The organism is Kitasatospora sp. NPDC002522, from assembly GCF_053595195.1.
On record NZ_JBSFXE010000073.1, the window covers coordinates 10,706 to 22,959 of the forward strand.

A 12,254-nucleotide genomic window follows, 5' to 3' on the forward strand; every position below is an offset into this window, starting at 1 on the left:
AATCCCCAGATCCGTCTCCAGCTCCATCTCCGGCCGCAGCAGCTCCACCGGATAACCGGTCTTCTCCGCCACCACCGACAACACCACCGCCCCAAGAGCCAAGCCGATGCCGTCCGCGGCATCGGGCGCGGCGTCTGTCCTGGGAAGGTCGACGGCCGCGGGGGCGGGAGTCGTGGCCTGTTCACTCGGGCGGATCGGAACATTGACCGGCAGGGGGGAATCGAGCGATGCGTCGCGCTGCGGGGAAGCCACTGCGGAGGTGGATTCGCAGGCCGGTGCGACGACGCTCCCCGGGAGGGATGCCAGGCTCGCCAGCGAGTTCCCGGCCAAGGCCAGAAACGCCAGGTGGCTGTCGGTCATCGCGCGCTGGTAGGCGGCATGGGCCTCCGCCGTCTGCCGATCCGACTCCTGCAGGACTCTCAGCCACGGCTCTGTTGCGCCAGCTGCCGTCGGCGAGTGCGCCGGGCCCGGATCCGCGGCTCGCGGCATGGGATGTTGCTTCGGCGTGGGATCAGCCGCAGGCTCGGTCGTCGACGGTGCCGGCGGGGCGGGCGACCGGCGTACCTCTGCGGCTTCGACGAGGGAGGCGGGCAGAGCAGCGGAAGCCACCGCAGTCGGGCCCCCCGGCCGAAGGCCGTTCGAGGGTTCGGCGTTCGGTCCGGGCAGCGCGGCCGCGCCGGCCGACGGCGGATAGACCTTGCCGTAGTTGGCACCGCTGATTGTCACCGAAAGGCCGGGCCGCCTCGCAGGCTGTGGAACGGCCGGCGTGGTGTGGGCCCACAGCGAATCGAGGTCCAGGACGACGCCCTTGATGGCCAGCCTGCCGAGGGCGTCATGGAAGGCGGCCAAGCCGTCACGACGCTCCTGATCGAGACTGACCGCGAGATGCTCCCTGCCCTCCAGGATCTGCCCGATGAGTCCGGCGACCGCGCTCCCCGCGCCCACTTCGACGAAGGTGCGTACCCCCGCCTCGTACATGGCCTCGATCTCCCGGACGAAGTTGACCGGGCGGGCGAGATGGACCGACAGCCGTTCGCGGATGCCCGCCGGCTCCGCGGGATAGGGGTTGCCGTCGGCATTGCCGTAGACGTCGCATCGGGGCGGCTCCACCTCCACCCGCTGCAGGGAGTCGAGCAGCCCGGCACTCGCGGGCGCGACAAGAGGACTGTGGAAGGCCGTCGCGGCACGCAGCCGCCGCGCGGACACGCCCTCCGCGGCCAGCCTGTGCTCGAACCGGCTGACGGCTTCGGCCTCTCCCGAGACGACGACCTGGGTGGGAGCGTTGTGTGCGGAGATCCACAGGCCGTCGGAGAGGTCGGCATCCGTCAGCAGGTTCTCCACCGACTCCCGGGTAGCGGTGACCGCGAGCATGGTGCCACGGCACTCCGAGGCGTCCCGCATGAACTCCCCACGGCGCCGCGCCAGGTGGACGACGGTTCGCGCGTCCAGCGTCCCGGCGGCGTGCAGGGCCATGAGTTCGCCGAAGCTGTGGCCTCCGACGCAGTCGGGGGTGAGGCCGAGCCGTCGCAGCAGGCTCAGCTGGGCCAGGCTCTGCGCGGCGAGGGCGGGCTGTGCCCATTCGGTCGCGCCGAGGGCGGCCTGCTGCGCCGCCCTCGCGGTGTCGGTAAAGGCGGAGGGCGGGAAGACGACGCTTTGCAGCGTGCGGTCGGCCGACAGCACCCGCGCGGCCTCGGACCATGCCTGTCGCGCCTCGGGAAAGTGCGTCATGAGGTCGGATCCCATGCCGACGTACTGGGATCCCTGCCCGCTGAAGAGGAAGGCGACCTGGCCGGCCTCGGCGGGGCCGGTCGCGTAGGAGATGCCGGTCGGCAGGGAGAAAGAGCGGACCGGGGCGGATCGGACGGCACCGGCGAGGTGCTCCGACTTGGCCTCGAAGTCGTCGCGGTCGACGGCCACGACGGAGGCGCGGGCCGGGGCCTGCGCGTCGAACTCGCGCCAGGAACGCCGGGAGAGGGCGGTGAAGGACTCCTCCGCCCCGGCGAGCTCGCCGAGCCGGCGGACCAGGCCTGCCGCCGAGTCTGCGCTGATCAGCACGAGTTCGTTGGGGGCGGCGTGCAGCATCTGCGCCGTCCGCTCCGGCTCCTCCTGCGGCACGTACTCCTCCAGGGTGATGTGGAAATTGCTGCCACCGAAGCCGAAGCTGGACACGGATGCGCGTCGGGGATGATCACCGGCCGAGATCCACGGCCGCGGCCGGGGGTTGAGGTAGAAGGGGCTGTCCTCGAGGTTGAGGGCGGGATTGGGGCGGTCCACCTTGATCGTGGGCGGCAGCACCTTGTGGTGCAGGGCCAGTGCGGCCTTCAGGAGCCCGACAGCTCCGGCCGCGGCTTTGGTGTGCCCGATCTGGGACTTGACCGAGCCGAGCGCGCACCACTGGGAGTCGGTTCGGCCGGTGTCCCCGAAGACCTCGCGCAAGGCGGTGATCTCCGCCAGGTCCCCCGCGGTGGTGCCGGTGCCGTGCGCCTCGACGAGTTCGACGGTGTCTGGCGAGTACCCCGCCGCCTCGTACGCGCGCCGCAGCGCGCGCTCCTGGCCGGCCGGCAGGGGGGCGTAGATGGCGGTACTCCGGCCGTCGGAGGACGTGCCGATGCCCCGGATGACCGCGTAGATCCTGTTGCCGTCCCGCTCGGCGTCCTCCAGACGCCGAAGGGCGAACATCACCAGCCCCTCGCCGAGGACCGTCCCGTCGGCGCTGTCAGAGAAGGGCCGGCAGTCACCGGACCGGGACAGTGCCGGTGTCTTGCTGAAGCACATGTACATCAGGATGTCGTTGAGAGTGTCGACACCACCGGTGACCACCATGTCGGACCTGCCGAGCGCCAGTTCGTTGACGGCGTTCGAGATCGCGGCGAGCGAGCTGGCGCAGGCCGCGTCCGTGGTGCAGTTGGTCCCGTGGAGGTCGAAGCGGTTGGCGATACGCCCGGCGACCACGTTGCTGAGCAGGCCGGGGAAGGTCGCCTCCTGCCAGGGGACGTAGTGGTCGGCGATCCGGTCGCAGATTTCCTGCGCCTGCGACTCCGCGACGCCGTGCTCGCGCAGTGCCTTGAGCCAGACCGGGCGCTGCAGGCGGCTGCCCATGGTGGTCAGGAGTTCCAGTGGCGCTGCGCCGAGGATGACGCTCACCCGGTCGCGGTCCAGACCGGCCAGGTCCCCTCGGGTGGCGTCGGCCAGCACATGCTCGGCCACGATGAGGGAGAGCAGCTGGGTGGTGTCGGTTGCGGGCAGCGCGTTCGGCGGGATGCCGTAGGCAAGGGGGTCGAACGAGACCGGCGGCAGGAAGCCGCCGCGCTTGCCGTACGTCTTGTCGGCGGCCTGCGGATCGGCGTCGTAGTAGTCCTCGACCAGCCAGTGGCCGGACGGGACGTCAGTGATCATGTCCTTCCCGGACATGATCAGTTTCCAGAACTCCGCGGCGTCCCGGGCCCCCGGAACGAGGGCGGCGACACCGACGATGGCCACCGGCGGCAGGGACGGTGGTACGGATCCGGACATCGGGTGACTCCAAGGGAAGGGGGAGCGGAAGAGGCACGAGCGGGGCACTGCTCCCGGAGGGCGCAGCGCGTGGCTGCGCGGTCGATGGCCTCCGGGCCACCCCGTGGGGTGGTTGGGACGGCGAGGGGACGCACACCGGGGAGCGGAGCGGGTGACGCGCCGTTCGCCCGGGCGTCAGGCGAGTCGTCGGGGCCGGAAGGAGAAGGCGGCGGAGGGCACCGGCACGCCGTGGTTGCGGACCTGGTGCGCACGGCCGGCCACGGCGGCGCCCTCCATGAGGTTCCGGGCGATCTGAACGACCGTGCGGTTCTCGGGCTCCGCCAGGAAGCTGTCCGCGGTCCAGCGGTTGAAGGCGCCCATGGCCGGCCCGCACCAGATCTGGTAGTCGCTGCGCCGCTCGACGGTCCCCTGGATCGCCCAGCGGCTGGAGTTGCCGAGGTACCACCGGAACACCAGGGCCATCCGGTGCTTCGGGTCATGCTCTGCCCGGGTGAGCTGTGCGGGGTCCCGCCGCTGCCAGAACTCGCGGGTCGTGCGCCAGATCTCGTCGATCGGTGCCCGCAGCACGTCCTGTTCCAGGCGGGTTCTCGCCTCGGCCGGGATCGCCTCCAGGGACGGGTGTGCGGTGTAGAGGTTGTAGAGCTGCGCGGCCCGGGCCGGAAAGAGCGTGCCGCGCCGCAGCACCTGAAGCTTCACACCGAGCTCGAACATGTCGGCAGCGGGTGCCATGGTGACGTCGGCGAGGTCCGCTTGGGCGAGCATGGTCTTGGCGTCCTCGGAGAGGCCGGCCTCCCGCGCCGTCTGGTTCACCGACCCGGTGACGACGTACGCCGCGCCCAGCGCGAACGCGCCCGCGACGGCGGCGGGGGTGCCCAGTCCCCCGGCGGCGCCGATCCTGATCTGCCGGGCGAACCCGTGGCGCCGGGCGAGTACGTCCCGCAGGTCCGTGATCGCGGGGAGCAGAGCCGCCAGTGGCCGGTTGTCGGTGTGGCCGCCGCTGTCGGATTCCACGGTCACGTCGTCCGCCACCGGAACTCGCGCGGCCAGCTCCGCCTCCAGGGGGGTGATCTCGCCCCGCCGCAGCAGCACGTCCACGATGGCGCCTGGCGCGGGCGACATGAACTTCTCGGCGACCTCCGGCCGCGACACCTTGGCGAACACCTGTACCCTCCGGGCCACTTCCCCGCTGGGGAGCACCGTGAGACCCACGAGGGCGCAGCGGACGACGGCGGGGGTGAGGTCCATGAACGCCGAGGCGGATATCCGGGGCACCCCGGTGCGAATGAGAAGGTCCGCGACCCGTTCCTCGATTGCCGGCTCGTTCGGGGAGTGGATCAGGTTGACGCCCCAGTTCGTTCGCTCCCGGAGTCGTCCGGTGAGTTCGTCGACCCCCCGGGCAACCGCTTCGTATCCGAGGCCGCCGGCGCCGAAGAAGCCCATCATCTCGGCCTCCGCCATCGCGGTCACCATCTCGACGGTGGCGATCCCGTTGGCCATCTCTCCGGCCAGGTAGGGGAATCGCAGACGATGGGTCTCGCAGAACGACCGGTCGCCCAGCCACTCCGGGTAGAGAGCGGGCAGTGATCCGATGATCTCGAAGAGTGACTCGGGGAGTCCGTCGGCCGCGGAGGCGTCGGCCAGGCCCGGGCGTCCGGTCGACCGTTCTCGGACGAGGTGGACCGGTGTCCTGATGCGCTCGACGAGTTCCAGGACCTCGGACGGCGAGAACGCCGGAGCCGGTGCCGCCCCGTGACGTCCACTGCTCGTGAGAACCTGGCCGCCGGCTGACTGCCGCGTGGTCGACATGGAACTCTCCTGCCCTTCTGGGGTTGCTCGGTTCTTGCCGCTGACGGACTCCTGCCGCGCTGCCCGAGTCGGGCTCGCTCCTGCGGCGCTCGGAGGGGTGCGTCGGGGGCCCCGATCCGGCAGTCGCCGGCGACGTACGACGAGGTCACTGGTGCAACGGCGCCGGGGCACGGTTCGGTTCGGTCCGTTCCGCGATCCTTGGATCGGGCCACGGCTGCAACCGGTCGGGCAGCCTGTAGGGCCGGGCCACGCCTGCTCGGCGATGGTACGAAGCGCCCGTCCCGGATGAACTCGGGAGCTGCGACCGCCGTTTCAGACTGTGTACCGGCCCGTCGGCATCCCGGTGCTACGGTGCAGCCCTCAAATGCGGGAGACCGGCGGCGCGACGAAGTCGACCGCGGCTCCCTCGTGCTCCGCGTCCGATTGTGAGGATCATGGAAACGCGCGCGCGCAGTCGCCGATCCGAAGGCCCGTTCCACCATTCCACCGACCCGGACACGATCGATGTCTGCGGCCGTCTGGTGGTCGAACGCTATCTCTCGGACGGGTGGATCGTCCCGGAGAACATCGATGAGAGAACCGGCTGCCTGACCGTCGAGTTCGATCCCTGCGTCCCGCACTCGGAATACTTCCTGATCGCCGATCCGGTATCTGGCGAGCCGCAGGCGACCGGCCGATACATCACCGTTCCGATCGGCGCCCGAGGCGATGCCCAGCGGCTCCCCGTGGAGGCCGACTTCGAGCTCTTTAGCGCCACCCGGGAGCGCATCGGAGCAGCACGAATACTGGACCCGGGATCCGTCGTGGAGGTGTCCGGCCTGGCCCGGAAGCTCGGTGCCGAGGCGAGCATGCAGCGGCTCTACCGGGCGATGTGGCATCACGCGATCCGAGCGGGGTACCGGGTCCTTCTCATGCGTGTGGAGGCCGCGTTCGTGGAGCTGGCGTTCGCGAATTTCGGGAGGGTGTTCGAGCCGGCCGGCCCTGAGGTGGCGAGCTACCTGCGGCGCGGTCGGATCGTCCCCATGCTTTTCGAGCCGGCCACCTTCCTGCACGCCATGACCAGCCACATGCGGGGCCTGCGCGAACTCCACGGGGATCTCGTCGCGGACCAGTACCGCCAGGTCATCGACTTCTTCCTGGACGGACTCGAGGACCATGAGATCGCCCTCCTGGCAGCTCCCGACATCCCGCAGGCAGTCCGTCCGCGCTTCTGACCGCCGCCGTGAAAGGGCTGCCCCGCGTACGGACGTGACCGCGCGGGGCGGCCGGCGCGGCCGCTACGGCGCATCATTCCCCCAGGAGGGCAGCACATGACCGCCGATGCCGCCGCGGGTACCGGCGACCCCGGGACCGAGGCCCTGATCCGGATTGTCAGGGGGCGGCCCAGCCCCGAGGAACTCGCTGCGCTGATCGCCATCCTCGTAGCGGTCCGCGCGGCAACCGCCGCCGCGAGAGCGCAGAAAACACCCCAGGCGGCCCGCGACCGCGGCCCGGGGACTCGCATGCACCGGCGGCGCTTCGAAGGCCTGAACCGCTATCAGAGCCCATTCAGCTGGCACTGACCGGTACACCTGCAGTCGGCAGGCCGTAGAGGCCGTCAACCCGACCGGTACGCCCGAGCGGCGCCTGCGAAGCGGGTCGGCGTCCCGTCCGATCCCCCTGACGGGGCTGGGGCCCGTCTCACCGAGGCGGCGACGGCCGGACTATTGACGAGGGCGCTCCCAGCAGCTCGACCCGCACGAACTGCTGCTCGACACCCGGGCGATGCTCTCGGCGCCCGGCTTCCGGCAGACTCCGCGCGCCGGGCGGACCGAGCAGGCCCTGCGCTTCCCCGCTCCCGCGTCGGAGGTCCCGGTGACCATCGCCTGGGGCACCCGCGACCTGCTCCTGCCGAACGCCCAGGGGCGCCGGGCCCGCCGGGCCTTGCCGACGGCGCGCTTCGTCCCGCTGGTCGGCTGCGGTCACGTCCCGATGGGCGACGATCCCGCGCTGGTCGCCCGGGTCGTACTGGAGGGCAGCAACTCGCCCCTCCTACGCCGCGGAGAGCGAGCCGCGAGCGGGAACTGAGGGACTCACGACGGACTCCGTCCACCTGGGCCCCGCCCTGCCAGTGCTCATCGGCGCGGCCAGGGCGGGGCCCGATGCGTGACAGGCGATCCGGCCGGTGCCTCCGGCCCTCAGCCTCCCGGGCGGATCTCCAGGGTGCAGCACTTCACGCTGCCGCCGCCCTTGAGCAGCTCCGACAGGTCCACCCCCACCGGTCGGAAGCCGCGCTCGCGCAGCTGCTCCGCCAGTCCGGCCGCCGCCTCCGGCAGCACGACGTTGAGCCCGTCGCTCACCGCGTTGAGGCCGAACACCGCGGCGTCCGCCGCGTCCACGAGCAGGGCGTCGGGGAACAGCCGCTCCAGCACCGCCCGGCTGCCCGGTGAGAAGGCGGCCGGGTGGTACATGATCTCGTCGCCGTCGAGCACGCTCAGCGCCGTGTCCAGGTGGTAGTAGCGCGGGTCGACCAGCTCCAGCCCGATCACCGGGCGGCCGAAGAACTCCTGGGCCTCGCCGTGTCCTTCGACGGCACTGCGGAAGCCCTTGCCGGCCAGCACGTACGTCCCGGTGACCAGCAGGTCGCCCTCACCCTCGTTGACGTGCAGCGGGTCGTGCGTCTCCCGGTAGCCCCGGGCACGGAACCATCCCAGGTACGCAGGTCCTTCGGCGGCCCGTTCGGCGTTGCGGAAGCGGGCCCCGAGCACCCGGCCGTCCACCACGGTGGCGCCGTTCGCTGCGTACACCATGTCGGGCAGGCCCGGCAGCGGGGTGATCTGCTCGACCCGGTGGCCCAGGTCGGTGTAGAGCTCCACGAGTCGTTCCCACTGGGCGAGCGCGAGGGCGCCGTCCACGGGTTTCGCGGGATCCATCCACGGGTTGATCGAGTACGTGACGTCGAAGTAGGTGGGCCGGCACATCAGGTAGTGGCGGCGCAGGGCGGTACGAGTTCGAGTGGGGCGGTTCATATCGCTCCTCACGGCCGATCCGTGCACGCCGGTTCGAGCCCGGCCCGCCGCCGCCCCAGGGCGCCGGCTTCCGAAGATGGATCTCACTCCCCCGGTGCCCGTACGACAACTTCTGGCGACGCGGAACGCCACGATGCACAGGCCGTTCCTCCAAGGAACCGAGGCCTGCGCACCGCGCTGGGGAGCCGCCCTGATCCGCCTCGGACGGCGAATGCCGCCCGCGTCGAACCGGCAGCGGCACCGGCGCGTGATCTCGATAGAGACATGCCGGACTCCACGCCTGGCGGCCCGCACACCGCGGCCCCGCCGCTTGGGCCGGCCGACCGAGGAGGAGGGGTACGCATGGCTCACGACGCAGCGGAGTCCTACGGAACACAGCACGGCGGCGGCAACACTCCGGGCCTTCGTCCGGCACCCGGCCGGCACCCCGGCCCCGCCGCGCCGCCGGCTCCCGGCGCCCTGGTCGGCAAGACGGAGACGACGGTCGACATGGTCCTGCCGGTGCCGGGTCGGCCCGGCCAGTACTACGTCGTCCTCGGCGACAGCTACGCGCGCGTCACGCTGGCGCAGTCCCCGTCCGACAGGGACACCGCTCCCGAACCGAGGACTGCGGGCGGCGTGGCAGTCGGCCCCTACGGGAGTTCCGCGCACCGCGCGGAGACCCCCTCGGAGTGCGGCCACGACACGGACGGGGCGACGGCCGGCCGGGACGTACGCCTCCTCCAGACCGACGACACCGGCACATTCAGCGGCCTGGTGCACGCTCTGAACGCCATCGTGGGCGACAGCAACCGCTGACTGGTACGGGGGTGTCGTCACCATACGGCGAGCTGGAGGAGCCGCCGAGTCCTCGACCGGACGCGACACCTCCGACCGGCAATGACCGGAGGCACGCACTGTCCGTGCTCCGCGCCTCCGGCTCCGGGCTCTCCCAGGCCGACAGACGGCTCTTCCCGGCGGTCCCTGCCGACGCCTACGAACCCCGGTTCACAAGGGTGAGAACATGAGTTCAGACAGTACGGCCGACCCGGACGGGGGCCATCCGAGGCGTTGGGCGGCCCTGGCGGCTCTCTGCGCCTCGCTGGTGGTCGTCACCATCGACAACACGGTGCTCAACACCGCACTGCCCGCGCTCGCCTCCGCGCTCCGGGCCTCCACGGCCGACCTGCAGTGGATCAGCAACGCTTACACCCTGGTGTTCGCCGCAATGCTCATCACGGCCGGCTCCATCGGCTCCCGGATCGGACAACGCCGGTCCCTGATAGGCGGGTTGACCGTCTTCGCCGTGGGGTCGGCGATCGCGGCCATGGCCTCCTCCGCCGGTCAGCTGATCGGGCTGCGCGCCGTGATGGGGCTGGGCGCCGCCTTCGCGATGCCGGCCACCCTGGCCAGCATCGTGGCGCTGTTCGGCGAACGCGAGCGCCCCAAGGCGATCGCCGTCTGGTCGGCAACCTCCGGGATCGGCATCGTGATCGGCCCGGTGACCGGCGGTCTGCTGCTCGAACACTTCTCCTGGAGCAGCGTCTTCTGGATCAACGTACCTCTGGTCGCGGCCGCCCTGGCGGCCGTCCTGACCCTGCTTCCCGCGCTCCCGGGGCACCGGGTCGGCCGCGTCGACGTGCCCGGACTGCTCCTGTCCAGCAGCGGCCTGGCCGCGCTCGTCGACGTGATCATCCGAGGCCCCAGACACGGATGGCTGCCCGACGTCTCACTCGCCGAGGCCGGCGCCGCCACCGTCCTGCTGACCGCCTTCGCCTGGTGGGAGCTGCGGACCGAGCATCCGATGGTCGACGTCAGGATGTTCGCGATCCGGACCTTCAGTACGGCGGGTGTGGTCCTCGGCATCACCTTCTTCGCCCTGTTCGGCCTGCTGTTCGTCCTCACCCAGTTCCTCCAACTCGTGCACGGGTACAGTCCGCTGAAGGCGGGGCTCGGCGCGGTGCCGTTCGCCCTGGCGATGTCGGCCACCGCGGCCACCAGCGCACTGCTCACAAGGCGTTTCGGCAATCGCGCTACCATCGGCGGCGGTCTGACGGTGATGGCCCTCGGGCTCGGCGGCGTGTCGCTGGTCGACACCGGAACGCCGTACGCGCTCGTCGCCCTCGCGACGACCGTGGTCGGCGCCGGCATGGGGCTGATCATGGCACCGGCCAGCGCCACCACCGTCGGCGCCCTGCCGCGCGAGAAGGCTCCGATGGCGAGCTCGATCAACAGCGTGGTGCGGGAACTCGGTGGAGTGCTCGGCATCGCGGTGGTCGGCACCGCCGTGTCGGGCTCCTACCGCAATCACCTGGGCGCCGCCCTGCCGGGTACCACCGCGCCCGCCACCGACGACCTGACCTCCGCGCACGCGCTCGCAGCGCGGTTGCCCACGGAGCAGGGCGCCCGCCTGGTCACCGCGGCCGACCAGGCCTTCACCGCGGCCATGCACAACGGCACCTGGATCTGCACCGCGATCACCCTGCTGGGTGCTGCCGTCGCACTGTGGCGCCTCGGGGCCGTCACGCTCCTCCGGGCGACACGCGCGGGCCCGGAGCCCGGCACGGCGGAGAAGACGACGGCTCCGGCCACCGCCGGATGATCGGACCGGAACCGCCGTGAGCCGACACCCCGGCGGCCCGACAAGAGGACGGTGGCCCCGTACACCGGGCGGGGCAGGCACCCGTTCCGGGCCGTCCCCTCCGAGCGCAGGCCCCGCCTCCCGGCAGCTCCCGGATCGACCGGTTCCCGTCGGCGGGGTGGGAAAGCAGAAGATTACGCAAGTCCCGGGGGAGTCACAACAACATCATCATGTTCACCGGCCAGGACGTTTCCCAACTCTTCGAGGGAAGCATCGGGTTGGTGGACGCGCTCACCAAGAAGGTTGATGCTGCCGAGCAAGAAGGGGTAGCTCTCCGAGAGCTGTAAGGCAGGGGCGGATCCTTGCTCAGGGAGCCGCCCCTGTTCGCTCAGCCGTTCCAGATCGTTCCGGCCAGGAGGCCGTCGAAACCCAGCCCGGTCATGGCGTCATCGAAGGCGTCCCACTCGCGTTCGGGTGCGGTGAAGTGTTCGTCGAAGTCGTCGCGGGTGAGGTCGGGCTCGTGCCATTCGGCCGCGCAACGGCAGCGGACGAAGACTTGGTGGCGGACGTTGAGGAGGAGCCAGTCGCGGGTGGCGTCGCACTCCGGGCAGGTGGTGGTGATGCCACGTAGGAACGACCACAAGACACCCTGGTGCGAGAATGTTCCCAACCTGTCCAGATGACATCGAATCGACACCAACTTCCAAGGCTGAGTGCCGCCTTGCACTCGTCCGGATCGCGGTACACCGGGTGACGTGTGTACGTGCGTCCCACTACCTGCCCACGAGTTCGGCTGCGGTGGCGTCGACCCGTGCGACAGCCTGCTGGACGAGTTCAAGGGCCGCACCGAGCTCGGCGGGGTGATGGAAGCCGCTGGCGTTGAGCACGAAGGTGATCTGGTTCAGGTCGTTGCCGACGCGGGCCAGTTGAGCGCGGCTGCCGGCCAACTCGTCGATCGCGCGGTCGAGGCGGTCTTGCGGATCACTGGCACTCAGGCCGCGGGCGTCGTTGAGGGGGCTGGTGGCGCAGAAGCGGGCGACAGTCTGGCTGCGGTCAGCGGCGGCTCGGCGGATCTCTTCGTATTCGCTGGCGTTGTATCGGACGGTCACTCGGTGCGGGCGCTGCTGAGGGTCACGGTGGCGACGACGCGGCTGGCGAGCGGGGTGGATCGGAGCGATGTTCTCAAGGCTGTTGCCGCCTTCCCCTAGCACGCTCGGCACCCCCTGGTGCCGAGCTACCAGCGGGGGGTGGGTGGGCGCCCCCCCCACACCCCCCCCCCGGGGCCACCCCCCCCCCCCGCGCGGGGGGGGCGCGCCGGGGGGGGCCCCACGGCAGGTTGGCGCTGAGCCGCTCACTGAGCATCAGGC

At 71.1% G+C, this 12,254-nt stretch carries 10 protein-coding genes; 5 read left to right on the plus strand and 5 right to left on the minus strand.

Annotated features, from left to right (window positions below; all coding sequences use genetic code 11):
• Positions 1-3,480: beta-ketoacyl synthase N-terminal-like domain-containing protein (locus ACWD4U_RS33535; protein WP_449787395.1), on the minus strand; the 3,480-nt coding region annotated here is incomplete at its 3' end.
• A gap of 207 nt (positions 3,481-3,687) precedes the next feature.
• A complete protein-coding gene (locus ACWD4U_RS33540; RefSeq protein WP_363461416.1) occupies positions 3,688-5,319 on the minus strand; it encodes a PfaD family polyunsaturated fatty acid/polyketide biosynthesis protein in 1,632 nt (543 codons plus the stop codon).
• Positions 5,320-5,753: 434 nt separating this feature from the next.
• Here ACWD4U_RS33540 and ACWD4U_RS33545 point away from each other — a divergent pair, with 434 nt between their 5' ends.
• From ACWD4U_RS33545 to ACWD4U_RS33555, 3 genes are all read left to right on the plus strand, one after another.
• On the plus strand, positions 5,754-6,533 hold the full coding sequence (locus ACWD4U_RS33545; RefSeq protein WP_363461418.1) for a hypothetical protein: 780 nt from the start codon (positions 5,754-5,756) through the stop codon (positions 6,531-6,533).
• Positions 6,534-6,629: 96 nt separating this feature from the next.
• On the plus strand, positions 6,630-6,881 hold the full coding sequence (locus ACWD4U_RS33550) for an acyl-CoA carboxylase subunit epsilon (RefSeq protein WP_363461420.1): 252 nt from the start codon (positions 6,630-6,632) through the stop codon (positions 6,879-6,881).
• Positions 6,882-7,083: 202 nt separating this feature from the next.
• On the plus strand, positions 7,084-7,386 hold the full coding sequence (locus ACWD4U_RS33555; protein WP_363461422.1) for an alpha/beta fold hydrolase: 303 nt from the start codon (positions 7,084-7,086) through the stop codon (positions 7,384-7,386).
• A 110-nt stretch (positions 7,387-7,496) separates the two neighbouring features.
• Here the strand turns inward: ACWD4U_RS33555 and ddaH are convergent, their stop codons facing one another.
• Positions 7,497-8,327: a dimethylargininase gene (gene ddaH, locus ACWD4U_RS33560; RefSeq protein ID WP_363461424.1), complete on the minus strand. Its 831-nt coding sequence runs from the start codon at positions 8,325-8,327 to the stop codon at positions 7,497-7,499.
• A gap of 342 nt (positions 8,328-8,669) precedes the next feature.
• Between ddaH and ACWD4U_RS33565 the strand changes: the two genes are divergently transcribed.
• Together ACWD4U_RS33565 and ACWD4U_RS33570 are read left to right on the plus strand one after the other, a co-directional pair.
• The gene (locus ACWD4U_RS33565) at positions 8,670-9,125 is read left to right on the plus strand and encodes a hypothetical protein (protein ID WP_363461426.1); all 456 of its coding nucleotides are present in this window, start codon (positions 8,670-8,672) and stop codon (positions 9,123-9,125) included.
• Between the two features lie 205 nt (positions 9,126-9,330).
• Positions 9,331-10,908 carry an MFS transporter gene (locus tag ACWD4U_RS33570; RefSeq protein ID WP_363461427.1) on the plus strand — a complete coding sequence of 526 codons (1,578 nt, stop codon included), beginning with the start codon at positions 9,331-9,333 and terminating at the stop codon, positions 10,906-10,908.
• 367 nt (positions 10,909-11,275) lie between these two features.
• On the opposite strand, the gene ACWD4U_RS33575 is transcribed toward ACWD4U_RS33570, so the two are convergent.
• Entirely contained in the window at positions 11,276-11,584 is a 309-nt protein-coding gene (locus tag ACWD4U_RS33575; RefSeq protein WP_363461433.1) for a hypothetical protein, read from the minus strand.
• A gap of 76 nt (positions 11,585-11,660) precedes the next feature.
• A complete protein-coding gene (locus ACWD4U_RS33580; protein WP_363461429.1) occupies positions 11,661-11,996 on the minus strand; it encodes a hypothetical protein in 336 nt (111 codons plus the stop codon).
• Between the last annotated feature and the right edge of the window lie 258 nt (positions 11,997-12,254).

Bases quoted from the DNA above. Each gene is read 5' to 3' on its own strand.
- ACWD4U_RS33540 (WP_363461416.1), bottom strand. From the start codon at position 5,319: ATGTCGACCACGCGGCAGTCAGCCGGCGGCCAGGTTCTCACGAGCAGT.
- ACWD4U_RS33545 (WP_363461418.1), top strand. From the start codon at position 5,754: ATGGAAACGCGCGCGCGCAGTCGCCGATCCGAAGGCCCGTTCCACCAT.
- ACWD4U_RS33550 (WP_363461420.1), top strand. From the start codon at position 6,630: ATGACCGCCGATGCCGCCGCGGGTACCGGCGACCCCGGGACCGAGGCC.
- ACWD4U_RS33555 (WP_363461422.1), top strand. From the start codon at position 7,084: ATGCTCTCGGCGCCCGGCTTCCGGCAGACTCCGCGCGCCGGGCGGACC.
- ddaH (WP_363461424.1), bottom strand. From the start codon at position 8,327: ATGAACCGCCCCACTCGAACTCGTACCGCCCTGCGCCGCCACTACCTG.
- ACWD4U_RS33565 (WP_363461426.1), top strand. From the start codon at position 8,670: ATGGCTCACGACGCAGCGGAGTCCTACGGAACACAGCACGGCGGCGGC.
- ACWD4U_RS33570 (WP_363461427.1), top strand. From the start codon at position 9,331: ATGAGTTCAGACAGTACGGCCGACCCGGACGGGGGCCATCCGAGGCGT.